Raw genomic sequence first — 25,466 nt, forward strand, 5'->3', positions numbered from 1 at the left:
GCTCCCACAGTTAGACCGTGCCCGGCCTCAGGGCTTCCAGGTCTGCACATCCTTGGCGTCTACCGCCTTGGGCAGCAAGCCGGCCTTGAAGAACGCGTCGGCAATCTTCTGCTGCTCACCCAACTGATCGAGCGTCACCGGTTGCACCTGATAACTGCGGTGCGCATTGGCCGCTTCTACAGTGGCCACATCCAGGTTGCCCCACAACGGGCCGAGGATTTTCGCCGCGTCCTGCGGGTTTTTCTTCACCCACTCGCCGGTTTTCTCCAGCTGCGCGTACACCACTTTCAACACCTCGGGATGCGCCTTGGCGTACGGCGTCCCGGTCAGGTAGTAACGCTTGTAACTGGCCAGCCCGGCGCCGTCGGCCAAGGTGCGTGTCGGCAATTGACGCTGCACGCTGGTCAGGAAGGGTTCCCAGGTGACCCATGCATCCACCTTGTTGTTCTCGAACGCCGCGCGACCATCGGCCGGTGACAGGTACGCAGGCTCGATATCCGAGAAAGCCAGCCCCGCCTTGGCCAGCGCCGCGATCAGCAAATAGTGGGTGCCGGCCGCCTTGGTCACCGCGATTTTCTTGCCTTTCAAATCCGCCAGTTGCTGGATCGGCGAATCCTTGCGCACCACGATGGCCTGGGCCGAAGGCGAGGGCGCTTCCTGGGCGAAGTAGGTGAGTTTGGCCTGGGCCGCCTGGGCGAAGATCGGCACGGTATCCGCCACATCGGCGCTGATGTCGACGTTGCCCACGTTCAGCGCTTCGAGCAGCGGCAGGCCGCTGGGGAACTCGTGCCAGCTCACATCAATGTTGTCAGCCTTGAGGGCTTGTTCCAGGGTGCCCTGGGTTTTCAGCAGGGTGATCAGGGTCGAGGATTTCTGGTAGCCGATGCGCAGGGTTTCCTGGGCTTCGGCGCTGATGGCAACGGAAAAGGCCAGCAACCCTAAAACGACGGCGAGGGGACGGCGAATGGACATGGCGAGCTCGATCTTCAGCGAAATATCGCCAAGCATAAAGTTCTAAAAACTATTCGATAAATACTCTTTCGATCTTAGCTTAGGGCGCTTTTCGCACAGTCCTGCGAATTCGGCATAACCATAGAATTATAGAGTTCTTTCATAATCGCCGGTCATTAATATAATCAAGTTCGCTTGTTTGCCAGGCCTTATGCCGCGTTTTGGCATATGCAGCTTCTTTCACTTCTTCTATGCCAAGGCCTTTTCATGACGTTCAAGAAACTCATTCTCGCCGCCAGCCTGCTGTTTGCCGCAGCGGCGGCCCATGCCGAGCAGACCCTGGATATCAGCTACCAGCGCTCATCCACCCTGTGGATCCTGCTCAAGCAAAATGGCCAGCTTGAACAGCGCCTCAAGCCGCTGGGGTTCACGGTCAACTGGCATGAATTCAGCACCGGCCTGCTCAGCTCGTTGAACGCCGGCAGCGTCGACCTGCATGCCGATGTGGCCGACGCCTTCGCCTTGTTCACCCAGGCCGCCGATGCGCCGCTGACTTACTACGCGCAGGAAAACGCGTCGCCCGGCGCGCAGGCGATCATCGTGCAGGATAAATCGCCGATCCACAGCGTTGCCGACCTCAAGGGCAAGACCGTCGCCGTGTCCAAAGGCTCGGGCAGCAATTTCCTGCTGATCAGTGCGCTGAAAAAAGCCGGGCTGACCCTTGCCGATATCACCCCGCGTTACCTCGAAGCCCCCGACGGCGGCGCGGCGTTCGCCAATGGCAGCGTGGACGCCTGGGTGATCTGGGACCCGTTCTACGCGACCCAGCAACTCGACCACCACGCGCGCGTGATTGCCGACGGCAGCGACGGCCTGGCCAATTACAACCGCTTCTACCTGGCCACGACCCGGTTCGCCAAGGCGCATCCGGACGTGTTGCAGGTGACGTTCGACACCCTGCGCGAGACCGGCCAATGGGTCAAAGCCCATCCCAAGGAGGCCGCTGAAATTCTCGGTCCGCTGTGGGGCAACATCGCCCCGGCGACGGTGGAGCGCGCCAACAGCCGACGCAGCTACGACATCATCCCGGTCAAGGTGGACAACCTCGCCGAACAGCAACGCATCGCCGATTACTACTACGCCGCCAAGCTGATTCCCAAGCCGCTGAAAGTCTCTGATATCACCGTGTGGACGCCGAAGCCATGAGCCGCCAGATCCACTTGTCAGCCTTCCTGCTGAGCGGGCCCGTGGTGCACAGCCATGCGGTGTGGCGCCATCCGGAAACTGTCGGCAATTACCTCGATCCCGAGTACTACGCGCGAGTGGCCAAGGTGGTGGAGGAGGGGCTGTTCGACTTTCTGTTCTTCGCTGATCGCCTGGCGGTGGGTGACCAGATGGGCGGCTCCCGCGAGTTGGCCTTGCGCTACGGCGCCCAGGACGCCACGCGCCTGGACCCGCTGCCGATCCTCTCCTACCTGATCGGCCAGACCCGCAAGTTGGGCCTGGGCGCGACGCGGTCCACCACCTATTACGAACCGGCACACATCGCCCGCGAGTTTGCCACCCTCGACCACCTGTCCAAGGGCCGTGCTGCCTGGAATATCGTCACCTCGATGAACGACAGCGAAGGGCGCCTGTTTGGCAAGGACAAGCACCTGGAACACGACCTGCGCTATGACCGCGCCGATGAGTTTGTCGAAGTCGCGCTGAAGCTCTGGAACAGCTGGGGCAAGGACGCATTGAAGCTCGATCGTGCCAGCGGCGTGCTCGCCGACCCGGCGTTGATCCAGTCGGTGCAGCATCAGGGCGAGTGGTTCAAGGTCGAGGGCCCGCTGAATATTCCGCGCACGCCCCAGGGGCGGCCGGTGCTGATCCAGGCCGGCTCCTCCGGACGTGGCCGTCGGTTCGGCGCGCGCTGGGCCGAAGCGATTTTCACCATTCACCCGCACCTGGCAGCCATGCGCGCGTTTCGCGATGACGTACGCGCGCAGGTCGTGCAGCAAGGCCGCGAGGCCGACAGTTGCAAGGTGCTGACAGCGGTGATGCCGTTCATTGGCGGCAGCGAAGCCGAAGCCCGCGCCAAGCGCGACCGGCACAACGCCCTGGCGCGTCCCGAGCTGGGCCTGGTGACGCTGGCTTCGCAGTTGAATGTGGACCTGTCGCCCTTCCCGTTGAGCGCCACGCTGGCGGAAATCGCGCAGTCACCGCTGATCCATCCGGCTGCTGCGGAAAAGCTGCTGATGCAAGGCCCGCAGACCACCCTGGAACAACTCGGCCGGATCTTCGCCAGCAGCGTGCGCGTGCCGCAACTGGTAGGCACCGGCGCGCAGATCGCCGACCAACTGGCCGAACTGTTCGAGCAGGGCGGTTGCGACGGGTTTGTAATTTCGCCGGGTTATTTGCCGGGGTCGTTTACTGAGTTTGTCGAGAGTGTGATTCCGCACTTGCAGCGCAAAGGCGTGTTCCGCAAAGCGTATGAGGGCTCCACGCTGCGCGAGCACTTGGGACTGGCTGACCTGCAAGCCTGACCGCAACTTGCGCGACACACGCGCTTTTTTGTGGGGACCGAGCTTTTTTGTGGTGAACGGTTTTTTTGTGGTGAACGGTTTTTTTGTGGCAAGCCCGCTTTTTTGTGACAAGCCCGCTCACCACAGGTAAGCCCGCTCACCACAGGTAAGCCCGCTCACCACATCCAAGCGGGCTCTCCACAGGCAAGCCCACTCACCACAGGCAAGCCCACTCACCACAGACGAGCCCACTCACCACAGAAAAGCCCGCTTACCGCATAACCAAGAACATCAATTTAAAAGGGATATTGAGCATGGCCACTTTCGATCACTTGACCCGTCGCCGCCTGCTCGGCATGGCCGGCCTGACCCTGGCTGGCCTGTCGCTGCCCGGCCTGGGCTTTGCCGCCGATGAACACGCCGGCCACAACGCGCCCCAGGAGCCCGCCGGCACCGGAGACTTCATCCGCCTGGACGCGCCGCGCAAGCTGAAACTGGCCGTCAACCTCAACGCCGTGTGCCTCGCCCCTGTGGTGATCGCCCACGGCCAGGGGTTTTTCACCCAGCACAATCTCGACGTGGAACTGGTCAACTTCGGCAACTCCACCGAAGTGCTGCTCGAAGCCATCGCCACCGGCAAGGCGGATGCGGGCGTGGGCATGGCGCTGCGGTGGCTCAAGGCGCTGGAGCAGGGCTTTGATGTGAAGCTCACTGCCGGCACCCATGGCGGTTGCCTGCGATTGCTCAGTGCCGTGAACGGCGGCGTGAGCAAGCTCGAAGACCTCAAGGGCAAGGCCATCGGCGTGACCGACATGGCCAGCCCGGACCGCAATTTCTTTTCGATCCTGCTGAAAAAGCACGGCGTCGATCCGGTGCGCGATGTCGAATGGCGCCTGTACCCGGCCGACCTGCTGGGCACTGCGCTGGAGCGTGGCGAAGTGCAGGCGGTGAGCGGCAGTGACCCGTTCATGTACCGCCTGATCAAGTCTGGCGTGGCACGCGAGCTGTCCACCAACCTGGTGGAGGAATACGCCAACCTCAGCTGCTGCGTGGTCGGTGTCACCGGCAAGCTGGTGCGTGAAGACAAACGCGTAGTGGCGGCGCTGACCCAGGCGATTCTCGAAGCCCATGATTATTCCGTGCAGCACCCGGAGGCCGTCGCCAAGGGCTTCCAGGCCTATGCGCTGAACACCTCCACCGAAGAAGTGCAGGCGATCCTCCACGACCACACCCACGGCCACCATGCGGTCGGCGCGGCGTTGACCCAGGAGATCACCACCTACGTCACTGACCTGAAAACCGTCGAAGTGATCAGCAAGGGCACCGACCCGGTGGAATTCGCCAAGGAGATCACCGCCGATGTCTTCAGCTGACGCCACAACCCTCAATCCGCCGGTGGCCCTCAAGGTCGGCTGGCAGGGCGCCGCCGTGGTGGCGGCCTGGGTGGCCGTCGCGCTGTTGATCAGCTATTGGCCCAACGCGACGCGCAATTGGCCGATGACCCAGGGCCTGGCGAATCTGTGCGTCGGCGTAGCGGTCGTGTTTATCCTGCTGAGCCTGCTCGGGCGCAAATTGACCAGGCTCGGGCTGCGCCTGCACACGGCAGCGCCTTGGCTGATCGCCTTGCCGGCGCTGCTGGGTCTCTGGGAATTGCTCACCGCCAAACTGGCGCTGTTGCCGGTGCCGTTCTTTGCCCCACCGCAGGCCTTGCTCGCGGTGTACCTCGAAGACTACGCGCGGCTGGCCGACAGCCTGCTGCATTCGGCAGTGTTGCTGGGCTCCGGCGTGGCGCTGGGCGCCGCCACCGGCTTTGTCGCCGGTGTGGCCATCGGCTGGTCCACGCGGATCGGTTACTGGCTGCACCCGGTGTTGCGCATCCTCGGTCCGGTGCCGTCGACGGCGTTGTTGCCGCTGTGCTTTTTCCTGTTTCCCAGCAGCTGGAGCGCCAGCGTGTTCCTGATCGCGCTGGCCACCTGGTTTCCGGTCACGGTGCTGACCTGGTCCGGCGTCGCCAGCGTCGATAAAGCTTATTACGACGTGGCGCGCACCTTGGGCGCGAAGCAGGGCTTTCTGATTTTCAAGGTGGCGATTCCCGCCGCGTTGCCCCACGTTTTCGTCGGCCTGTTCATGGGCCTTGGCGCGTCGTTTTCCACCCTGGTCGTGGCGGAGATGATGGGCGTGAAATCCGGAATCGGCTGGTACCTGCAGTGGGCCCAGGGCTGGGCCGCCTACGCGAATATGTACGCTGCACTGTTGATCATGGCGTTGGCCTGTTCGGGGTTGATCACCGGGTTGTTCCTGGTGCGCGATCGGTTGTTGGCCTGGCAAAAAGGAACGATGAAATGGTAGCCCTGGCAACTGCAGTCGCCGCTTCCACGGGGTTGGCACTGCGTATTGAAAACCTCAGCCATGGCTTTGCCCTGGACGGTCAGCACCTGCCGGTATTGGAGCGGGTCTCCCTGGATGTTGCACCGGGCGAGTTCGTGGCGTTGCTCGGGCCTTCGGGCTGTGGCAAATCCACCTTGCTGCGCCTGGTGGCCGGCCTCGAACCTGCGGATGCCGGCAAGCTGCTGGCCGACGGCGAGGCCATCCTCGGCCCCGACCCGAGCCGCGTGGTGGTGTTCCAGGACCCGACCCTGTACCCGTGGCGCCGCGTGTGGGACAACGTCGCCATTGGCCTGGAAGCCCAGGGCCTGCTCAAGACCCATGCAGGCAAGGTCGACGAGGCGCTGGAAAAAGTCGGTCTCAGCCAGTTTGCCCGTGCCTACCCTCGGCAATTATCCGGCGGCATGGCGCAACGTGTCGCGCTGGCGCGTGCGCTGGTCAACCAGCCGCGCTTGCTGATCCTCGATGAGCCCCTGGGCAAGCTCGATTCGCTGACGCGCATCACCATGCAAAAGGAACTCATCGACCTGTGGCAACGCCAGGGCTACACGGCATTGCTGGTGACCCACGATGTGGAAGAGGCGCTGCTGCTGGCCAATCGGGTGATTGTGTTCAGCGACCGCCCGGCGAAAATCCAGGCGCAACTGCACATCGACAGGCCGTATCCACGGCACCGCGACGACCCCTATCTGGTCGATTTGCGGCGGCAGATTCTTGGCCTGCTGGGGCTCGGAGAAAGCTGGTAGTCAGCGCGCATCTTTCAGCGCAATGGTCTGGCTGGTCGCGCTCAACACACCGGCGCGCTCGGCCAGGTAGCGCGCCGGCGGCTGGCCCACCGCCTTGCGGAACATGGTGATAAAGCCGCTGGCATTCTCATAGCCCAGGTCCAGGGCCACGGCTTGCACGCTCTGACCTTTGGCCAGGCGCTGCAACGACAGGATCACATGCAACTGCCGTCGCCAACGGCCGAAACTCAAGCCCAATTCCTCGAGCAGCAGGCGCGTCATGCTGCGCTCGCTCATGCCGATGCGCACCGCCCATTGGCCAAGCGTGGCCTTGTCGGCGGGCTCGGCCAGCAGGCTGTCGGCCAGGCGCCGCAGCCTCGGGTCCCGGGGCATCGGCAGGTGCAGCGCTTCGATGGGGGCAGCGGCCAGCTCGTCCAGCAGCGTGTTGATCAAGCGGCCCTGGGCGCCGGCCTCGTCATACAGCTGCGGGAAACTCACCGCCTTGCTGATCAACTCATGCAACAGGCCGGACACTGCCAGGGTGCAGCACTGCGGGGGCAGGGCGCAGGCGGCATCGGGGTCGATCAGCAGGCAATAGACTTCCGCCTCACCCGAGCCGCGCGCCGCATGGCAGGTGCCGCCGGGAATCCACAGTGCGCATTGCGGCGGCACGATCCAGATTCCCGCTTCGATTTCGCAATGGATCACCCCGCGCAGGGTGTACATCAACTGGCCTTTGCGGTGCGCGTGTTGCGCGTGTTCCCAGGTGTCCGAGGCGCTGGTGGCACCTACCGCGACCACGGCACGCGGGAACACGTCGGCATCTTTGGCCATCAGTGGGTCGTGCAAGTCCAGGCGGTGGTGTCTCATGGCGCGTTCGCAGTTTGGCTGAATTGCGAAACAGTCTGGCTATTCTGTGCAATGCCGTCCAGTGCCGGGCTCATTATAGTGAGAGTCACTCTCATTAAGGAGCTTGGCCATGCGACTCGACAGTACAACGTTCCCCGTGGTGAAAATCGTGTTTGACGCCCCCAACGAAGGCGGGCCGGAGGATGCGTTCCTGGCCTTTGAACGCCTGTTGGCGAGGGAGCAAGCCTTCATGCTGCTGCACGAAAAATCCGCCGATGAAAACAATCACGAGCACTCCCACGAAGAGCGCAAGCAGGCGTCGATCTGGATGAAAAAGAACAAACAGGCGCTGCGCACGTTCGTCAAAGGCATGATCCAGGTCGAGCCCAGCGCCGCGCAACGCCTGGCTCTCAAACCGTTTGCGGTCATGTTCGGCAAGGCCTGGGGCTACCCGCTGCTGGTGGTCGAATCCAAGGACCAGGCCTGGGCACTCGCGCGCGATGTGCTGGATGAGCAGGTGTCGGATGTGGCGCATTTCTGAGCTGTGCCAATACAAGCCCGCTCCCACATTGGATTGGGGTCGGGCTTAGGCATCCAGGTGCATGGAGATCAAAGGTGGGGATTGAGGTGGCGGCTAGGCACCTGGGTGTATGGAGATCAAAAAGTGGGAGCGGGCAAGCCCGCTCCCACATTGGATTGAGGTGGGGCTTAGGCATCCGGGTGCATGGAGATCAAATGTGGGGATTGGGCTGGAGCCTAGACACCTGGATGCATGGAGATCAAAAAGTGGGAGCGGGCTTGCCTGCGAAGGCGGTGTGTCAGGCACCTGATGCATCAACTGACACACTGCCTTCGCGGGCAAGCCCGCTCCCACATTGGATTGGAGTGGGGCATGGGCATCCGGGTGCATAGAGATCAAAGGTGAGGATTGGGGTAGCGCCTAGGCACCTGGATGCATGGAGATCAAAAAGTGGGAGCTGGCTTGCCTGCGAAAGCGGTGTGTCAGGCACCGGATGCATCAACTGACACACTGCCTTCGCGGGCAAGCCCGCTCCCACATTGGATTGGGGTGGGGCCTGGGCATCCGGGTGTATGGAGATCAAAGGTGGGGATTGGGCTGGAGCCTAGGCACCTGGGTGTATGGAGATCAAAAAGTGGGAGCTGGCTTGCCTGCGAAAGCGGTGTGTCAAGCACCTGATAGATCAACTGACACACCGCCTTCGCGAGCAAGCCCGCTCCCACATTGGATTGGGGGCGGGCCTGGGCATCCAGGTGCATGGAGATCAAAGGTGGGGATTGGGGTAGCGCCTAGGCACCTGGATGCATGGAGATCAAAAAGTGGGAGCTGGCTTGCCTGCGATGGCGGTGTGTCAGGCACCTCATGCATCAACTGACACACTGCCTTCGCGAGCAAGCCCACTCCCACAGGGGGGCGATGGCGGCCTTAGTCCACGCAGATCGCGCGGCCCAACTGGCCTTTTTCTACGGTTGCCGAGCAGCCGAAATGTCCGTTGTCCACCTGGCATGCGCCGGTTACCGGGCCGTTGCCGGATTGGGTCGTCACGCTGGTCTGGCACTCGCCTTCACACTGGCTGGAGTCGGTGCAGGCCTTGCCGGCGTCCTTGTACGGTGTAACGCACTTCCAGCTCTGCAGCTTGCCAACTTGCTTCATGGTGCCGCCGCCGGCCAGGCAGGCAGACGCGGTGGAGTCCTGGGCGGGCGGTGTTGCAGAGCACGCCGATAGCAACAGCAGGGCGGCCAGGCCGATCATCAATTTCATGCAAAAGTCCTCGTGGAGTAAGCGCAACGGTGCAGTGTACGGGCAATTGGACTACTTTGAATGACGAGCGATCCCTCCCGGTACTGACCCATGCACACGTTATGGAAACGCTATGTGGCACTGCTGGAAAACGACCTGAGCACGCAAATCTTCGACAATGTGAAGAACCTGCTGGTGTGCGCACTGCTGTTTGCGGCGGGGACTAATACAGTGCTCGGGCAGCGTGACTTGTTTATCGGCGTGTTCGCCTCCAGCGTGGCCGGTTGGGGGCTGATCATCCTGTCGTCGCTGTTGTTGGTGCTGAACGTGAGCGACGGCATTCGCAGGCTTTCCAAGCTGCGCTACCACCTCGTGCTGCAACTGCTGATGATCCTGGTTTACCTGGTGATTGCCGAACGCATGGTCGAGATAGTCTGGGGCTTCCGCGCGCATTGAAGTATCCTCCGCGGCCCGCTTCCCATTGATTCAAAGACAGATGACAGGACAAGACATGCAGGTGATGCTTTCGTCGATCCTCGACGAAGTGCGCCCACTGATCGGCCAGGGCAAAGTCGCCGACTATATCCCCGCCTTGGCCGATGTACCCGCCAACCAGCTCGGCATTGCGGTGTACGGCAACGACGGTTCGGCGTACTGCGCAGGCGATGCCGATACGCTGTTCTCGGTGCAGAGCATTTCCAAGGTATTCAGCCTGGTACAGGCCATCGACCACGGCGGCGAAACTATCTGGGAGCGCCTGGGCCACGAGCCGTCGGGGCAGCCGTTCAACTCCATGGTGCAGCTGGAATTCGAACGCGGCCGCCCGCGCAATCCCTTCATCAACGCCGGCGCGCTGGTGATCTGTGACATCAACCAGTCGCGCTTCGCCGTGCCGATCCTGTCGATGCGCGATTTCGTGCGGCGCCTGTCGGGCAACCCGCAGATCCTGGTGAACAGCGTCGTCGCCGACTCCGAAGCCCAGCACGGCGCGCGCAATGCGGCCATGGCTTACCTGATGAAATCCTTCGGCAACTTCCATAACGACGTCGACGCGGTGCTGCACAGTTACTTCAACTACTGCGCGCTGCAGATGAGCTGCCTGGACTTGGCCAAGGCCTTCAGCTTCCTGGCCAACGAAGGCGTGAGTGCCCACAGCGGCGAACAGATCCTCACCGCGCGCCAGACCAAGCAAGTCAACTCGATCATGGCCACCAGCGGGCTGTACGACGAGGCGGGCAACTTTGCCTATCGCGTCGGCTTGCCGGGCAAGAGCGGCGTCGGCGGCGGGATCGTCGCGGTGGTGCCGGGGCAGTTCACGGTGTGCGTATGGTCGCCGGAGTTGAACGCGGCGGGGAACTCGCTGGCGGGGATGAAGGCGTTGGAGTTGTTGAGCGAGCGGATTGGTTGGTCGGTGTTTTGAGGTTATAAAGGTGTTCCAGGCCGTTCCTGCGCTGCGTGGGAACGAGCATTTCTGCAGTGTCCAGATAGGTATCTTCATGGCTTACGAACTTCACATCGCCCGTGCCGACAGCCATGCAATTGCGCCTGAAGAGTGGCGCGCGTTGTGTGCCAGCGATCCAACCCTGGAGCTGCAGGACGAGGTGACCGGCATTAATCCCACTACCGGTGCGGTGATTTCCATGGGCGGAAATCAAACCGCCTACTGGACCTCTCCCACCACGCAGCAGGCTTACTATTTTGACTATCGGCGTGGTGAGATTGCCTTTGTGTACAGCGATGAAGCGATCGTGAAAGCCAAGGCTATTGCTCAATCGCTTGCCGCGACTATCAGGGGCGACGAGGGGGAGGCGTACTGACAGGCCTAGGCTTTGCGCGGCTTCACGAACAAATCCATCATCAAATACAGCGCGCCCACGGTGATTGCGATATCGGCAATATTGAACACGCCGGTATGGGTCGGCCCGACGTTCAGCACCATGTAATCAACCACGTGCCCGTCGCGAAAGACGCGGTCGATCAGGTTGGCAATGCCGCCGAGGGCGATGGCGTACAGCGGCAGGACTTTGCGCAGGGGCTGGTTCCAGTTGGAAAGGGACCACCACAGTGCCCAAGCCACTACGACAGCCACGCCGACGATGAAAATCAGCTGTTTGACCTGCGGCGGCAACGCGGCGCCCAGGCTGAGGAACGCGCCGGGATTCAGGCTCAATTCGAGTGCCAGGTTGATCGGGTTGGCGCCGATTTTGAAGCTGTGGGCGTGCAGTGAAACCAGGGCCAGCAGTTTGACGAGTTGGTCCACGGCAATAAAGGCGAGGCCGGCGAGGAGGGCGAAGGTGCGGCCTCGCAGTAGGGGCGACGTGCTCAAGCGGTAACTTCCTGTTTCAGGCTTTCGATAGAGCGCCCGAAGATAGCTCAGGCGCTGTATCGCGTCCATTGTCACGCCGCCGGATGGGCCACGCTCAGTGCCTTGTCCACCAGCAGTTGTACCCCTTCGAGCATGCGACAGATGCCCAGCGCGACATTGCGTTGAGTACCGTCGATCTCGAACGCCAGGTGAGCGGCGATGTCGCTGATGCAGGCCAGGTCCTGGGAGGCGTTGACCAGCAGGGTTTCGGTGCCCAGGTCGGCGCGCACGGTGAAGAGTCCGTCGCTGGATTCAGGCGTGGCGGGTTTTGGGTTGAGGTAGTGATCGATGGCGCGGTAGGCCACTTCGTGCAGGGTGCTGGTGTCGAAATCGGGATGGCTTGGGGGGTTGGGGCTGTCTTTAATCATGGTGGAATCTCTCCGGGAATGGAGCTGCCACGATTCGCGGTCAAACGAGAGAGGATGGCAGCTATACGCGGGTTGACCGACCGGTCCCAAAGTAGCCCGGCATACCCGAAGGTATCCCGCGTACAGCTGCCGCGACACGATACAACAGGCGTACACAAAACGCCTGATTCGATGTGGCACAGATGCATTTGGGAGGGCGGACGGTCAAATCCGGCCGCTGAATTGGCAGCGACGACGAGAGGTTAGCCAGCACCCTGGCGAGCCACAACCTGAAAGCCTTGTCGGAAAAATCCGAGAGCCGCATGCGCGGGGCACCGTTTATCGGCGGGTTGATTCAGTCAATCTCGGTGCGGCGTGGCAGTCCGTGGGTGCCTGTGAGCTGATCACGGCGGGGGCTTGTTGATTGGGGTTGGGCTGGAAACAGCGGGAGTGCTGCGCACTCCAACGCGGGGCAAGCCCGCTCACCACAAAAAAAGGGAGAGGGCTAGTTTTTGGGTTTTTTCGGGGGCTTTGACCCGGGGATAATCATGGCGACCTCTTGCTGGTAGCGTCGGTACCGCTCACCGAACAGCGTCACCAGGTCCTTTTCTTCAAAGCGTGCGCCGATGAAGATGTAAACCGTCATTCCGACCGCAAACAACAGATGCCCGGCGGTCATGTGTGGCGTTGCCCAGAAGGCAATCAGGAATCCCAGGTACAGGGGGTGACGCACGAGCTTGTAAAACAGTGGCGTCGTAAACACCGGCGGCTGTGACGTGGGCTTGCGCCAACGGTCGATGGCCTGCTTGAGCCCGAACAGCTCAAAGTGGTTGATCAAAAACGTTGCCAGCAACGCGATGCCCCAGCCCAGCCAGAACAAGCCCATCAACAGGGCATCGGCCCAGGCGGCTTCAACCTCCCAGACACTCGCCGTAATGGGCTGCCACAGCCAGAACATCAACCCCAGCACCAGGCTGCTGAGCAGCACGTACGTGGAGCGTTCAACCGGCGCCGGGATGAACCCTGCCAGCCATTGCTTGAAACCTCGGCGCGCCATGACCGTGTGCTGGGCGCCGAACAGCATGATCAGCGCGGCATCGATCAACACGGCTGTCGGCCACTCACCGGGTGGGCCGTCGTTGATGTGCTTGGGCACCCCCATCTCGCCGACAAAGCCGATCAGGTACACGCAGGTGCACAGGAATACGAGGTAGCAGCAGGCGCTGTACACCAGCCCGAGCATTCGGGCGGTGTGTGGAGGATGTTCGAGGTTCATGGATGTCCTTCTCACTCAGTTGATCGCCCGCAATCCCCGCAGGCCAGCCAATGCATCTGGACTAAGCCTAGCGAGTTTTGCACGCGCGGCAACCTGTGAGAATTGACAGTCTGCAGTGTGCCTGGGAATAGGATTCAGCTGATATTGAGCCGGTCCAGCAGGCTGTACCACGCCACCCCCGCGCCAATGTAGAACCGCTGCAACCCGTGCATCGGCAAGCGTTGCAACGGTGTCACCGGGTAGGCGAACTCCGCGTGGCTGTCGCACAAGCGTGCGGCCAATTGCTGCCCCAGGCTGGTACACAATGCGATGCCGCGACCATTGCAGCCCAACGCCAGCGTGAGCCCCGGCGCGGGTTGGTGCACGTGGGGCATGAAGTCGCGGGTGATTGCGATGCGCCCGGCCCAGCGGTACTCGAATTCCAGCGGGCCCAATTGCGGAAACAGCAGCGCCAGGGAGCGCTCAAGGTGGGCAAAGTCGGCCGGCGATGTGGGATCGTTGAACAGCCCGCGCCCGCCCATCAATAAGCGTCCATGACTGTCTTTGCGAAAGTACAGCAGCAGCCGTTGCGCGGTGGACACGGTTTCCTGTCCCGGCAGGATGCACTCTGCCGCGCGCCCACTCAGCGGCTTGGTGGCGACGATAAAACTGTTCGCCGCCAGAATGCTCTGCGCCATCCCGGGCCACAGGTTGCCGCTGTAGCCGTTGGTGGCCAGCACCACTTGATCAGCCGTGACCTGAGCCCCGCCAGCCGTCTGCAGTTGCCATCCGCCGCCCTGGCGCTGCAACCCTGTTACCGCGCTGTGCCCATGAATGTGCACACCCGCCGCCAGCGCCGCGCCGACCAGCCCACGGGCATACGCCAGCGGCTGAATCGCCCCGGCACGGCCGTCCAGCCAGCCGCCAGCGAACGCCTCGCTGCCCATGCGCGCGGCCACCGCTGCTGCATCCAGGCGCTGCACCGGCACGCCGCGTCGCGCCCATTGCTCGGCTCGTGCATGCAGCCCGGCCACGCCCTTTTGTGTGTACGACACCTGCATCCAGCCCTTGCGCACCGGCGCGCAATCAATGCCGTGCTTGTCGATCAACCTGAACACCAGGTCCGCCGAATTCGACACCGTCGAGATCAGTGGCTCGGCGCGCTCCGGTCCGAACATCTGCACCAGTTGCTCCGGGTCGTATTTGAGTGTCGGGTTGACCTGTCCACCGTTACGCCCCGAGGCGCCCCAGCCCGGATCGTTAGCCTCCAGCACGCACACACTGACCCCGCGCTCGGCCAAATGCAGCGCCGTCGACAGGCCGGTATAGCCCGCCCCGACAATCGCCACGTCGACCTTCAGCGACTCCGCCAGCGCGGGCGTTGGCAGCACGGACGGCGCCGTCGCCGACCACAACGACTTCATGACAGGCTCCTTGCAGTGCCGGTGGGGTGCAGCACGCGTCGCAGAAAGTCCTGGGTGCGCGCGTGCTGCGGGTCGCCCAGCACCTGCTCGGCCGGGCCGCTCTCGACGATGTAGCCGCCATGCAGGAAGCACACGCGGTCGGCCACTTCGCGGGCAAAGCCCATCTCGTGGGTGACCACGATCATGGTCATGCCTTCATCGGCCAGGGTGCGCATCACCGCCAGCACATCGCCGACCAGTTCCGGGTCGAGGGCCGAGGTGGGTTCGTCGAACAGCATGGCTTCGGGCTTCATCGCCAGGGCGCGGGCGATAGCCACGCGCTGCTGCTGACCGCCGGAGAGTTGTTCCGGGTAGGCGTCGGCCTTGGCACTCAGGCCGACTTTTTCCAGCAGCACCAGGGCTTCCTCGCGCGCTTGCCCAGGCGACTCGCCCTTGACGTACACCGGGCCCTCCATCACGTTTTCCAGCACCGTGCGGTGCGGGAACAGGTTGAAGCGCTGGAACACCATGCCCATGCGGCTGCGCAGGGCGTGCACGGTCTTGCTGCCGCGCTGCACGGTTTCACCGAACACGCTGATCGTGCCGCCGTCGTAGGCTTCCAGTGCATTGATGCAGCGCAGCAGGGTGGATTTGCCCGAGCCCGAGGGGCCGATCAGGCACACCACTTCGCCCTTGGCCACGTCGAGGTCGACGCCGTGCAATACGCGGTGGCTGCCGTAATGTTTTTGCAGCTGACGAATCTCGATCATGCTTTTTTCCTCCGGCCCAGGTGCTGCTCCATACGGCGCAGGCCATACACCAGCGGCAGGCTCATCAGCAGGTAGAGCAGGGCGACCAGGGTGTAGACGGTCATGTTCTGGAAGGTCGACGAGGCGATCAGCTGGCCCTGGCGGGTCATCTCGGCGACGGTGATGGTCGACACCAGGGACGAGTCCTTGAGCATCATCACCAGGGTGTTGCCGTAGGGCGGCAAGGCAATGCGAAACGCCTGCGGCAGGATCACCCGGCGCATCATCAACGCCGAGCGCATGCCCAGGGCTTCGGCGGCTTCGCGCTGGCCCTGTTCGACCGCAATGATGCCGGTGCGAAAGTTCTCGGCCTGGTACGCCGAATAGGCGATGCCCATGCCGATCACCCCGGCGTAGAACGCCGTGAGGTGCACGCCCATGTCCGGCAGGACGAAGTAGATGTAGAACAGCTGCACGATGATCGGCAGGCCGCGGATCACGTTGATGATGGTGCTCGCCGTCCACGACAGCGCGCGGATCGGCGACAGCTTGAGCAACGCCAGCACCAGGCCGATGGCGCTGCTGAGCAGGAACGACAGCACGGTGATCTGGATCGTCACCCAGGCGCCCTGCAGCAGAATCGGCAGGAAATCCTGGGCGTTCTGCAGGAACTCAGCCAGGTTCATGGGCGCACCTGGGTATCAAGTCCCCACTTCTTGAGGATGCTGTCCAGGGTGCCGTCGGCCTTGATGCTGGCGATGGCAGTGTTCAGGCGTTCGAGGGTTTGCGCGTCGCCCTTGCGCACTACCAGGCATACCTCGCCGACGTTGACCGGTTGGTAGTCGGCGGCGAGTTTCACGCCTTTGAACAGCTTCTGGCGGATCTGGTACGCCACCACCGGCTGGTCGCCAACGGCGGCCTTGATGCGGCCCAGGGACAGGTCGCGGACCATCTCGCCAATCGAGTCGTAGGTGCGGATTTCCTTGAAGATGCCGAGCTTGTTCAGTTGATCGTAAAAGATCGTGCCGGCCTGCACGCCGACCACCTGGTCCTTCAACGGGGTGAGGTCGGGGTAGGCGGTGTTGTCCTCGGCGTTGATGATCAAGCCTTCACCGTAGGCATACACCGGGGCGCTGAAATCGACGACCTTGGTGCGTTCTTCGGTCTTGAGCATGCCGGCGGAGATGAAGTCGAGCTTGCCGGAGGTCAGGGAGGGGATCAGCGCGGCGAAGTTGGTCTGTTCGATCTGGCTGGTGAAGCCGCCGGCCTTGCCGACGGCTTCAGCCACGTCGACCATCACCCCCTGGATGCTGTTGCTCTTGATATCGAGGAAGGTGAACGGCGAACCACTGGCCGTTGCACCGACTTTGTACGTGGACGCACTTTCTGCGTGCGCGGCGCTGACGCAGAGCGTGGCGCACACGGCGAAGGCGAGGCGGCGAAACACGGGCGAAAGACTGTTCATCGGGTTACTCCAAAAGGAAAACGGAAAGTCAGTAGCGCAAGCGGCTGCCGATGAAACCGCAAGCTCTGTGCCATTTCGATTGGAGTAAATCGAATATCACAACTTAAATGCGACAAAATGAACTTGGCGTATCGATATGCGATATTTAGTGGTCTATTTTTGCGATTTAGGGTAGAAATATCGCCACGCCTGATCGTCCTGACCGCGAGTCCGCCATGTCCGAAGAACGCAACAGTTTGCACAACCAATCCCTGGAAAAAGGCCTGTCGGTGCTCAAGGCATTCAGCGCCCAGCGCCGCAGCATGAGCCTTGCAGAGGTGGCCGAGGCCGCCGGCATGACCAAGAGCTCGGCCCAGCGCATGGTGTTTACCCTCGAAAGCCTGGGTTACCTTCGGAAACACTCGCGCACCCGGCATTACCAACTCACCCCGCGCGTGCTGGAGTTGGGCTTCAGTTACCTGGACGCGCATTCGCTGATCGAAGTGGCCAACCCGTTCCTGTCCGAACTGACGCGGCTGACCGGCGAAACCTCCTGCCTGACCGAGCCTGCGGGCTACGACATGACCTATATCGCGCGGTTCGTCAGCGCGGGCTTTGTGCCGGTGCACATGCCGATCGGCTCGCGAGTTCCGATGTACTGCACGGCGTCGGGGCGCGCGTATTTGAGCGCGTTGCCTACGGATGAAGCGTTGGCGCTGATCGAGCACAGCCAGCGCATTGCGCACACCAGCCAGACATTGACCGAGGTCGACAGGATCCTGGAATCGTTGCAGCAGGTGCGTGAGCAGGGCTATGCGGTCAATGCCCAGGAGCTGTTCCTCGGCGACATGACCATCGGCGCACCGGTGCTGGGCGCGAATGGCCGGCCAGTGGCGGCGGTGCATGTGGTGGCGCCGACCAGTCGCTGGAGTCGGGCGGATGCGGAGAAGCAGTTGGCGCCGGCGTTGTTGCAGTGCTCCAGGGCGTTGAGCAATTCGGCGCGCAATCTTGAATAGCCCCATTCTCAAGAACACGGCCAATTCAATGTGGGAGCGGGCTTGCTCGCGAATGCGGTGTATCAGTCGCCAGATGCAGTGACTGGCACACCGCATTCGCGAGCAAGCCCGCTCCCACATTTTGATCTTCATTTTTCTTTGATAGTTATGTGAGCCCCAACAAAAAATGCGCCCCTTGGGGCGCATTTTTTTGTTCGGTCAGCCATCGCCTATCAGGCAATCGCATCCCAAGCCCGATCACCGTGCTCGTCTTTGATTCGAGTCGGCAGGCCCATCACGTCCAGCGCCTTGAGGAACGGCTCAGCCGGCAGTTCCTCGACGTTGGCCATGCGTTGCACATCCCATTCACCACGGGCTACCAGCAGCGCAGCAGCGACCGGAGGCACGCCTGCGGTGTAGGAGATGCCCTGGCTGTCGGTCTCGGCGAAGGCTTCTTCGTGATCCGCCACGTTGTAGATGAACACCTCGTGCGGCTGGCCGTTCCTGGTGCCCTTGACCAGGTCGCCGATGCAGGTCTTGCCGGTGTAGCCAGGCGCCAGCGACGACGGGTCGGGCAGCACGGCCTTGACCAGTTTCAACGGCACGACTTCCAGGCCTTCGGCGGTGGTGACCGGCTTTTCGGAGAGCAGGCCGAGGTTTTTCAGCACGGTGAACACGTTGATGTAGTGTTCGCCGAAGCTCATCCAGAACCGCACGTTGGGCACGTCGAGGTTTTTCGACAGCGAGTGCACTTCATCGTGGCCGGTGAGATAGAGGTTCTGCGAGCCGACTACCGGCAGGTCGTCGGTGCGCTTGACTTCGAACATGGTGTTGCTGGTCCACTGGCTGTTCTGCCAGCTCCACACCTGTCCGGTGAATTCGCGGAAGTTGATTTCCGGATCGAAATTGGTGGCGAAGTATTTGCCATGGGAGCCGGCATTGACGTCGAGAATGTCGATCGAATCAATGCGGTCGAAATGCTGTTGCTGCGCCAGCGCGGCGTACGCGTTGACGACACCCGGGTCGAAGCCCACGCCAAGGATGGCGGTGATGTTCTTCTGTTTGCACTCTTCCAGGTGGTTCCATTCGTAGTTGCCGTACCACGGCGGGGTCTCGCAGACCTTGCCCGGCTCTTCGTGGATGGCGGTGTCGAGGTACGCGACGCCCGTGTCGATGCAGGCACGCAGGACCGACATGTTGAGGAACGCGGAACCCACGTTGATGACGATCTGCGATTGTGTCTCGCGGATCAGGGCCTTGGTCGCTTCCACGTCCAAAGCGTTCAGCGCGAAGGCCTGGATGTCGGCGGGTACCTTGAGGCTACCCTTGGCCTTGACGCTGTCGATGATGGCCTGGCATTTGGAGATGTTGCGCGACGCGATAGCAATACGACCGAGTTCGTCGTTGTGCTGCGCGCACTTGTGGGCCACCACCTTGGCGACACCTCCTGCACCAATGATAAGAACGTTCTTTTTCAATTGCTTTATCTCTCCTTTATCCGCCAGCTTACGAAAGGCTGGACAGGTAGTCGTCGTAACCAAATTCACGAACCACTTCGACTGTACCGTCGAGTTGTTTCACTACGATGGACGGCATTTTCAGGCCGTTGAACCAGTTTTTCTTGACCATGGTGTAGCCCGCGGTGTCGATGAACGACAGCCGATCGCCGATGGCCAGCGGACGATCAAATTGGTACTCGCCGAAGATGTCCCCGGCCAGGCAGGATTTGCCGCACACCATGTAGGTGTGTTCACCCTCGCTCGGTGCCAGCTTGGCGTTGAGGCGGTAGATCAGCAGGTCCAGCAGGTGCGCTTCGATGGAGCTGTCGACCACGGCCAGGTGTTTGCCGTTGTAGAGGGTGTCGAGCACGGTCACTTCCAGCGAGGCGCTGTTGGTGATCGCCGCTTCGCCGGGTTCCAAGTAGACCTGCACGCCGTACTTCTCGGAGAACGCCTTCAGGCGCGCGCAGAATGCGTCCAGCGCATAGCCTTCACCGGTGAAGTGGATGCCGCCGCCGAGGCTGACCCACTTGACCTTGTGCAACAGCGCGCCGAAGCGTTCTTCGATGGTGCCGAGCATTTTGTCGAACAGGCTGAAGTCGCCGTTCTCGCAGTTGTTGTGGAACATGAAGCCTGAGATCTGCTCGATCACGCCTTCGATCTTCTCCGGGTCCCATTCGCCCAGGCGGCTGAACGGGCGCGCCGGGTCGGCCAGCAGGTAGTCGGAGCTGCTCACCTGCGGGTTGACGCGCAGGCCACGGGTCTTGCCTTTGCTGCGTTCGGCAAAACGCTGCAGCTGGCTGATCGAGTTGAAGATGATCTTGTCGCAGTTATCCAGCATCTCTTCGATTTCATCGTCGGCCCAGGCCACGCTGTAGGCGTGCGCCTCGCCTTCGAACTTCTGGCGACCGAGCTTGAGCTCATACAGTGACGACGAGGTGGTGCCGTCCATGTATTGCTGCATCAGGTCGAACACCGACCAGGTGGCAAAGCACTTGAGCGCCAGCAGGGCCTTGGCGCCGGACTGTTCGCGCACGTAAGCGATCTTCTGCATGTTGACCAGAAGCTTCTGTTTATCGATGAGGTAGTACGGCGTTTTGATCATTTTTGAGAGCCTGCGGCGGTGCCTGCCAAAAAAGGACACGCATTGTGCCCGCACTTGGATCAGATCGAAAGGTTAGTGGGCGGATTTTGCTGCGCCGCCTTTAATCTGGCCTGCGAATATGACAGCCCGTGAGGATGATGAACGGTCATGGTGATTGAGCCAGGCTGGGGCGACGAGAGGTGAGAATGGACGCATGGACATTGCACTGGCTGGAGGCTTCGGGCTGCCTGGCCGAGTTTCGTCAGGCAGTGACGGGAGAATTCGACATCGCCTGTCAGGCCATTTCCCGATACCTGCCTGCACAGGACCTCCTGGCGATCGCACTCGACAAAGGATTGCTCCACACCCCCCTGTAGGAGCCGGCAAGCTGGCTCCTGCAGGTTATCGGTGACATCAAACTGTCATCTGCCCACCATGTGACTGCCATATTCCCTCGCTACTGTCCTCGCCAATGAGATCGATCTCAAGCGAGTGACGATGACTGACCTGAAAGACGTTGCGCGGTTGGCCGGGGTATCCCGTGCCACTGCCGCCCGCACCTTTGCTTCCCCCGACCAAGTGCGCCCGACCACTCGCGAGCAAGTGTTTGCCGCCGCCCGCGAGCTGGGCTTTCGCCCCAATCTGCTCGGCCGCCAGTTGCGGCTGCAAACTACCCAATTGATTGGCGTGGTGGTGCCCAACCTGCTCAACCCGGTGTTCGCCGAGCAGTTCCAGGCCATGGAGCGTGCGGCGCGGTTGCGCGGCTACAGCCTGGTGCTCGCCACCACGGACTACGACAGCGAGCGCGAAAGCAGCGTGGTCGAAGAGTTGCTGCGCCAGCGCGTCGACGGCCTGGTGCTGACGGTGACCGACGCCGAAAGCAACACCGTCCTCAGCAGCCTGAACAGCGAAAAAACCCCGTTCGTGCTCGCCTACCACCAACCCGGCAACCCCAACTACAGCGCTGTGTCGGTCGACAACCGCGCGGGCATGGCCCTGGCTACCCGCTACTTGCTGGAAGCCGGTCACCGGCGCATCAGCATGGTCGCCGGGCCCGCGTTGCAGTCGGACCGGGCCCGGCTGCGTTATGCGGGCTACTGCGATGCGATGAGCGAATACGGGCTTGCAAGCCGGCCGGTGATCGAAATGCCGGCCCACACACAGGCCGAATTCGCCGCTATCGAAGCCTGCCTGCAAGGGCCCCAGGCGCCGACTGCGCTGGTGTGTTCCAACGATTTCCTGGCCATCAGCCTGATCGCCGAACTGCGCCGCAATGCCTGGCAGGTGCCGCAGCAACTGTCGGTCGTGGGCTTTGACGGCATCGCCCTCGGCACCCAGATGCACCCGACCCTGTGCAGCGTGGTGCAGCCCATCGCACTGCTCGCCAGCACGGTGATTGATCAACTGCTGGCGCAGATCGCCGGTAACGACCCGATATCCCACTGCCTGCCTTGCCATATCCGGCCGGGCGACAGCACTCAACCCCATGAGGAGAGCTTCGATGCGCGCATTGCGTAAAACCCTGGCAGCCGTGCTGCTCTGCGGTATGGCCGGCCTGGCCCAGGCCGCCGACACCGCAATTTGCTACAACTGCCCACCGGACTGGGCCGACTGGGGCACCCAACTCAAGGCCATCGCTGCAGACACCGGTGTGCAGGTGCCGCTGGACAACAAGAACTCCGGCCAGTCCCTGGCGCAACTGGTGGCCGAGAAGGCCGCCCCCGTGGCGGACGTGGTGTATTACGGCGTGACCTTCGGCCTGCAGGCGCAAAAGGCCGGCGTGGTCGACGGCTACAAACCCAAGGGCTGGGAGCAGATTCCCGCCGGCCTCAAGGACCCGGACGGCCACTGGTTCGCGATCCACTCCGGCACCTTGGGCATCATGGTCAACGTCGACGCGCTCGGTGGCTTGCCGGTGCCGCACAGCTGGGCCGACCTGCTCAAGCCTGAATACAAAGGCATGGTCGGTTACCTGGACCCGTCCAGCGCGTTTGTCGGCTACGTCTCGGCGGTAGCGATCAACCGCGCCCTGGGCGGCGACCTCGACAACTTCGCCCCGGCCATCGACTACTTCCAGAAGCTTGCGAAAAACGCGCCCATCGTGCCCAAGCAAACTGCGTACGCGCGGTTGCTCTCCGGTGAGTTGCCGATCCTGGTGGACTACGACTTCAACGCCTACCGCGCGCGCTACAAAGACAACGCCAACGTGGCCTTCGTGATCCCCACGGAAGGCAGCATCAGCGTGCCCTACGTGATGAGCCTGGTGGCCAACGCGCCGCACCGCGCCAATGCGCAAAAAGTCCTCGATTTCGTGCTGTCCGACGCCGGCCAGGCACTGTGGGCCAAGGCTTATCTGCGCCCGGTGCGCCCGCTGAAAATGCCTGCCGACGTCGCCGCGCAATTCCTGCCCGACAGCGACTACGCCCGCGCCGGCGTGGTCGACTACGAAAAAATGGCCGCCGTGCAGGAAGCCTTCGCCGCCCGTTACCTGAACGAGGTCAAGTAAGTGGCAGCATCGGCAAAACACGCGGCCTGGGCGCTGGCCCCGGCCTGTGCGGTACTGCTCGCGTTCTGGCTGTTGCCGCTGGCCCACCTGATGCTGCTCGGCGCCGAGAGCCGCGACAGCCTCGGCAGCGGTTACTGGCAGGTACTCAGCAGTGCGCAATACCTGGGCAGCCTGGGGCAGACGCTGGTGCTGGCGGTCGTAGTGACATTGGTCGCGCTGTTGATCGGCGGCATCAGCGGGGTGTTCCTCGCGCGCCAGCAGTTCTTCGGGCGTTCGGCCCTGGTCGCGCTGTTGACCTTTCCCTTGGCGTTTCCAGGAGTGGTGGTGGGGTTCCTGGTGATCCTGTTGGGGGGGCGCCAGGGCCTGCTGGCCTCCCTCGGCCTGCAACTGGCAGGTGAGCGCTGGATCTTTGCCTACTCGCTGGCCGGGCTGTTTGTCGGCTACCTGTACTTCTCGATCCCACGGGTGATCCTCACGGTGATGGCCGCGTGCGAAAGCCTCGACCGCAGCCTGGAGGAAGCCGCGCATTCGCTGGGGGCAGGGCACTGGCGCGTGGTCTGCGACGTGATCGCGCCCGGCCTGGCGCCGGCTTTGGCCTCGTGCGGGGCGATCTGCTTCGCCACCTCCATGGGCGCCTTCGGCACCGCGTTTACCTTGGGCACGCGCCTGAACGTGACCCCGGTGGCGATCTACAACGTGTTCACCAACTACGCCAACTTTGCCGTCGCCGCCGCGTTGTCGGTGGTGCTGGGTGCGCTGACCTGGGCGGTCTTGCTGCTCACGCGCCGGCTGGTGAAAAATGCGGGGACGGTCCTGTGAAGCGCTCATCGCTGTTTGTGATTCAACTGCTGTTCACCTTGCTGGTGTGCGCCTTCATGCTGGTGCCGGTGCTGATGTCATTGCTCGCCGGGCTCACGCGCAATTTCTTTGTGGGGCTGTCCAGTGGCTTGACCTTCGACTGGTTGATCCAGGTCTGGCAAGCCTATTCGCCGACGGTGTGGCTGTCGTTGCAACTGGCGCTGGCGTGCGCGGTGTGCGTCTGCGTGATCGGCGTGCCGGCGGCCTATGCCCTGGTGCGCATGAACAACCGCTTCAGCCGTGCCTTCGAAGAGTTGATGGTGCTGCCGGTGGCGATGCCGGGTTTGGCCAGTGCGCTGGCCTTGCTGCTGACCTACGGCCAGTTCGGCACCTTCCGCAGCAGCTGGTTGTTCATCCTGGTCGGGCATGTGCTGTTCACCTTGCCGTTCCTGGTGCGCCCGGTGATGGCGGTGATGCAGCGCCAGCACTTGCCGCTGTTGGAAGAGGCGGCGGCGAGCTTGGGCGCCGGGCCGATCGAGCGCTTTTTCAGCGTGGTGGTGCCCAACTGCCGCGCGGGAATCCTCGCCGGTGTGCTGATGGTGGTGACCTTGTCCCTGGGTGAATTCAACCTGACCTGGATGCTCCACACACCGATGACCAAGACCCTGCCGGTGGGCCTGGCCGACAGCTACGCCTCGGCGCGCCTGGAAATCGCCAGCGCCTACACCCTTATCTTTTTGCTGATGATCGTGCCGCTGTTGATTGCGCTGCAGGCCATCAGCGCGCGTTTGTCCCGTGGAGAGCGTCGATGACTGCTATCACTATTCGCCTGCAAGGCTGTCGCAAGGCGTTCGCCGACGGCACCGTGGCCGTGCATGACTTGAACCTGACCGTCGAAGGCGGCGAAACCCTGGCGATTCTCGGCCCGTCCGGTTGCGGCAAGACCACCACGTTGCGCCTGATCGCCGGCCTCGAACGTCCGGATGTCGGCCAGGTGTTGTTCGGCGACCAGGACGTGACCCGCCTGCCCATCGAGCGTCGCGACGTGGGCATGGTCTTCCAGAATTACGCGCTGTTCCCCAACCTGGATGTGGCCGGCAACATCGTCTACGGCCTGAAGATTCGCGGCGTGTCGGCGTCCGAACGCAACAAGCGCTGCGACGAGTTGCTGGAACTGGTGGGCTTGCAGCACCACGGCAAGCGCAGCATCCACGAGTTGTCCGGCGGCCAGCGCCAGCGCGTGGCCCTGGCCCGTGCATTGGCACCGCGCCCGAAAGTGCTGTTGCTTGATGAGCCGCTGGCGGCCCTTGATGCGCAATTGCGTGAGCGCCTGCGCAGCGAGTTGGATCAACTGCTGCGGGGCCTGGGGATCACCTCGGTGTTCGTCACCCACGACCAGGGTGAAGCCATGGCGCTGGGTGATCGCATCCTGGTGATGGAACACGGCCGCGTGGCGCAGTTGGGCAGCCCGCGGGATATCTACCAGAAACCGGCCAACGCGTTCGTCGCCGGATTCGTCGGCAACCTGAATGCGTTCTCGGTGCTCGAAGCCTCGCCCCTGGGCCTGAAAGTCTGCGGCGGCGAATTGCCGTGGCAGGCGGCCAACCTGCCCGGCACGGTGTACTGCCGCCCTGAACACCTGCGCGTGATGGACGGCGAGGGGCACCTGCACGGCCATCTGCTGGCGCAGTTTTTCCAGGGCGCGCAAAGCCGCCTGCTGGTGGATGTGGGCGGTCCGCAACCGTTGCTGGTCGACAGCAGCGACAACCAGCTCTACGCCGTGGGCGCGCCGATTGCCCTGGCGATCACACCGCACATGTTGTTCACCTTGAACGCCTGAGAACT

Annotated in this window: 28 protein-coding genes; 16 read left to right on the forward strand and 12 right to left on the reverse strand. The window is 62.5% G+C overall.

Annotated elements, in window-relative coordinates; genetic code table 11:
- Positions 1-27 precede the first annotated feature (27 nt).
- On the reverse strand, positions 28-972 hold the full coding sequence (locus tag BBG20_RS23145; RefSeq protein ID WP_065904578.1) for an aliphatic sulfonate ABC transporter substrate-binding protein: 945 nt from the start codon (positions 970-972) through the stop codon (positions 28-30).
- Positions 973-1,218: 246 nt separating this feature from the next.
- Here BBG20_RS23145 and BBG20_RS23150 point away from each other — a divergent pair, with 246 nt between their 5' ends.
- The 5 genes from BBG20_RS23150 to BBG20_RS23170 all read left to right on the forward strand — a co-directional run bounded on the left by BBG20_RS23150 (position 1,219) and on the right by BBG20_RS23170 (position 6,589).
- The gene (locus BBG20_RS23150) at positions 1,219-2,157 is read left to right on the forward strand and encodes an aliphatic sulfonate ABC transporter substrate-binding protein (protein ID WP_065904577.1); all 939 of its coding nucleotides are present in this window, start codon (positions 1,219-1,221) and stop codon (positions 2,155-2,157) included.
- Positions 2,154-3,479 carry an LLM class flavin-dependent oxidoreductase gene (locus tag BBG20_RS23155; RefSeq protein ID WP_065904575.1) on the forward strand — a complete coding sequence of 442 codons (1,326 nt, stop codon included), beginning with the start codon at positions 2,154-2,156 and terminating at the stop codon, positions 3,477-3,479. Before BBG20_RS23150 ends, BBG20_RS23155 begins: the two co-directional genes overlap by 4 nt.
- A gap of 293 nt (positions 3,480-3,772) precedes the next feature.
- The gene (locus BBG20_RS23160; protein WP_065907537.1) at positions 3,773-4,831 is read left to right on the forward strand and encodes an ABC transporter substrate-binding protein; all 1,059 of its coding nucleotides are present in this window, start codon (positions 3,773-3,775) and stop codon (positions 4,829-4,831) included.
- Entirely contained in the window at positions 4,818-5,807 is a 990-nt protein-coding gene (locus BBG20_RS23165; protein WP_065907539.1) for an ABC transporter permease, read from the forward strand. Before BBG20_RS23160 ends, BBG20_RS23165 begins: the two co-directional genes overlap by 14 nt.
- Positions 5,801-6,589: an ABC transporter ATP-binding protein gene (locus tag BBG20_RS23170; protein ID WP_065907542.1), complete on the forward strand. Its 789-nt coding sequence runs from the start codon at positions 5,801-5,803 to the stop codon at positions 6,587-6,589. The genes BBG20_RS23165 and BBG20_RS23170 overlap by 7 nt, the downstream gene beginning before the upstream one ends.
- Here BBG20_RS23170 and BBG20_RS23175 read toward each other — a convergent pair whose 3' ends face one another.
- Positions 6,590-7,438, reverse strand: coding sequence for an AraC family transcriptional regulator (locus tag BBG20_RS23175; RefSeq protein ID WP_065907544.1), 849 nt, complete (start codon positions 7,436-7,438; stop codon positions 6,590-6,592).
- Positions 7,439-7,547: 109 nt separating this feature from the next.
- Here BBG20_RS23175 and BBG20_RS23180 point away from each other — a divergent pair, with 109 nt between their 5' ends.
- Positions 7,548-7,958 (forward strand): hypothetical protein, encoded by a 411-nt coding sequence (locus tag BBG20_RS23180; protein ID WP_065907546.1) that lies wholly within the window; start codon positions 7,548-7,550, stop codon positions 7,956-7,958.
- A 903-nt stretch (positions 7,959-8,861) separates the two neighbouring features.
- Here BBG20_RS23180 and BBG20_RS23185 read toward each other — a convergent pair.
- Complete coding sequence (locus BBG20_RS23185) at positions 8,862-9,197, reverse strand: hypothetical protein (protein WP_065907552.1); 336 nt, start codon at positions 9,195-9,197, stop codon at positions 8,862-8,864.
- 90 nt (positions 9,198-9,287) lie between these two features.
- Between BBG20_RS23185 and BBG20_RS23190 the strand changes: the two genes are divergently transcribed.
- From BBG20_RS23190 to BBG20_RS23200, 3 genes are all read left to right on the forward strand, one after another.
- A complete protein-coding gene (locus BBG20_RS23190) occupies positions 9,288-9,632 on the forward strand; it encodes a hypothetical protein (protein ID WP_065907561.1) in 345 nt (114 codons plus the stop codon).
- A 55-nt stretch (positions 9,633-9,687) separates the two neighbouring features.
- Positions 9,688-10,596, forward strand: coding sequence for a glutaminase B (gene glsB / locus BBG20_RS23195; RefSeq protein ID WP_065907563.1), 909 nt, complete (start codon positions 9,688-9,690; stop codon positions 10,594-10,596).
- A gap of 76 nt (positions 10,597-10,672) precedes the next feature.
- Positions 10,673-10,993: a hypothetical protein gene (locus BBG20_RS23200; protein ID WP_065907763.1), complete on the forward strand. Its 321-nt coding sequence runs from the start codon at positions 10,673-10,675 to the stop codon at positions 10,991-10,993.
- A gap of 5 nt (positions 10,994-10,998) precedes the next feature.
- Here the strand turns inward: BBG20_RS23200 and BBG20_RS23205 are convergent, their stop codons facing one another.
- From BBG20_RS23205 to BBG20_RS23235, 7 genes are all read right to left on the reverse strand, one after another.
- The gene (locus tag BBG20_RS23205; protein ID WP_065907564.1) at positions 10,999-11,502 is read right to left on the reverse strand and encodes a signal peptidase II; all 504 of its coding nucleotides are present in this window, start codon (positions 11,500-11,502) and stop codon (positions 10,999-11,001) included.
- Between the two features lie 71 nt (positions 11,503-11,573).
- Positions 11,574-11,909 (reverse strand): DUF6124 family protein, encoded by a 336-nt coding sequence (locus BBG20_RS23210; protein ID WP_065907566.1) that lies wholly within the window; start codon positions 11,907-11,909, stop codon positions 11,574-11,576.
- A 484-nt stretch (positions 11,910-12,393) separates the two neighbouring features.
- On the reverse strand, positions 12,394-13,164 hold the full coding sequence (gene mddA / locus BBG20_RS23215; RefSeq protein ID WP_065907568.1) for a methanethiol S-methyltransferase: 771 nt from the start codon (positions 13,162-13,164) through the stop codon (positions 12,394-12,396).
- A 134-nt stretch (positions 13,165-13,298) separates the two neighbouring features.
- A complete protein-coding gene (locus tag BBG20_RS23220; RefSeq protein ID WP_065907570.1) occupies positions 13,299-14,567 on the reverse strand; it encodes an NAD(P)/FAD-dependent oxidoreductase in 1,269 nt (422 codons plus the stop codon).
- Positions 14,564-15,316, reverse strand: a complete 753-nt coding sequence (locus tag BBG20_RS23225; protein WP_065907571.1) for an amino acid ABC transporter ATP-binding protein — start codon at positions 15,314-15,316, stop codon at positions 14,564-14,566. The genes BBG20_RS23220 and BBG20_RS23225 overlap by 4 nt, the downstream gene beginning before the upstream one ends.
- Entirely contained in the window at positions 15,313-15,981 is a 669-nt protein-coding gene (locus tag BBG20_RS23230; RefSeq protein WP_065907573.1) for an amino acid ABC transporter permease, read from the reverse strand. Before BBG20_RS23230 ends, BBG20_RS23225 begins: the two co-directional genes overlap by 4 nt.
- Positions 15,978-16,760 carry an ABC transporter substrate-binding protein gene (locus tag BBG20_RS23235; protein WP_065907574.1) on the reverse strand — a complete coding sequence of 261 codons (783 nt, stop codon included), beginning with the start codon at positions 16,758-16,760 and terminating at the stop codon, positions 15,978-15,980. Before BBG20_RS23235 ends, BBG20_RS23230 begins: the two co-directional genes overlap by 4 nt.
- A gap of 215 nt (positions 16,761-16,975) precedes the next feature.
- Between BBG20_RS23235 and BBG20_RS23240 the strand changes: the two genes are divergently transcribed.
- Entirely contained in the window at positions 16,976-17,755 is a 780-nt protein-coding gene (locus BBG20_RS23240) for an IclR family transcriptional regulator (RefSeq protein ID WP_065907576.1), read from the forward strand.
- A gap of 212 nt (positions 17,756-17,967) precedes the next feature.
- Here BBG20_RS23240 and BBG20_RS23245 read toward each other — a convergent pair whose 3' ends face one another.
- Complete coding sequence (locus BBG20_RS23245) at positions 17,968-19,212, reverse strand: saccharopine dehydrogenase family protein (RefSeq protein ID WP_065907580.1); 1,245 nt, start codon at positions 19,210-19,212, stop codon at positions 17,968-17,970.
- Positions 19,213-19,240: 28 nt separating this feature from the next.
- Positions 19,241-20,338: a carboxynorspermidine decarboxylase gene (locus BBG20_RS23250; protein ID WP_065907582.1), complete on the reverse strand. Its 1,098-nt coding sequence runs from the start codon at positions 20,336-20,338 to the stop codon at positions 19,241-19,243.
- Between the two features lie 185 nt (positions 20,339-20,523).
- Between BBG20_RS23250 and BBG20_RS32980 the strand changes: the two genes are divergently transcribed.
- The 6 genes from BBG20_RS32980 (at position 20,524) to BBG20_RS23275 (ending at position 25,461) form a co-directional block, all read left to right on the forward strand.
- Entirely contained in the window at positions 20,524-20,694 is a 171-nt protein-coding gene (locus BBG20_RS32980) for a hypothetical protein (protein ID WP_158267387.1), read from the forward strand.
- A gap of 121 nt (positions 20,695-20,815) precedes the next feature.
- Positions 20,816-21,835 (forward strand): LacI family DNA-binding transcriptional regulator, encoded by a 1,020-nt coding sequence (locus BBG20_RS23255; protein ID WP_065907583.1) that lies wholly within the window; start codon positions 20,816-20,818, stop codon positions 21,833-21,835.
- Positions 21,819-22,823, forward strand: a complete 1,005-nt coding sequence (locus tag BBG20_RS23260) for an ABC transporter substrate-binding protein (protein WP_065907584.1) — start codon at positions 21,819-21,821, stop codon at positions 22,821-22,823. The genes BBG20_RS23255 and BBG20_RS23260 overlap by 17 nt, the downstream gene beginning before the upstream one ends.
- On the forward strand, positions 22,824-23,642 hold the full coding sequence (locus tag BBG20_RS23265) for an ABC transporter permease (RefSeq protein WP_065907586.1): 819 nt from the start codon (positions 22,824-22,826) through the stop codon (positions 23,640-23,642). It begins immediately after the preceding gene.
- Positions 23,639-24,433: an ABC transporter permease gene (locus BBG20_RS23270; RefSeq protein WP_065907588.1), complete on the forward strand. Its 795-nt coding sequence runs from the start codon at positions 23,639-23,641 to the stop codon at positions 24,431-24,433. Before BBG20_RS23265 ends, BBG20_RS23270 begins: the two co-directional genes overlap by 4 nt.
- Positions 24,430-25,461, forward strand: a complete 1,032-nt coding sequence (locus BBG20_RS23275; RefSeq protein WP_065907590.1) for an ABC transporter ATP-binding protein — start codon at positions 24,430-24,432, stop codon at positions 25,459-25,461. The genes BBG20_RS23270 and BBG20_RS23275 overlap by 4 nt, the downstream gene beginning before the upstream one ends.
- The last annotated feature ends 5 nt before the right edge of the window (positions 25,462-25,466 follow it).

The sequence above is a fragment of the Pseudomonas aylmerensis genome (genome assembly GCF_001702265.1).
GTDB classification, from domain to species: domain Bacteria; phylum Pseudomonadota; class Gammaproteobacteria; order Pseudomonadales; family Pseudomonadaceae; genus Aquipseudomonas; species Aquipseudomonas aylmerensis.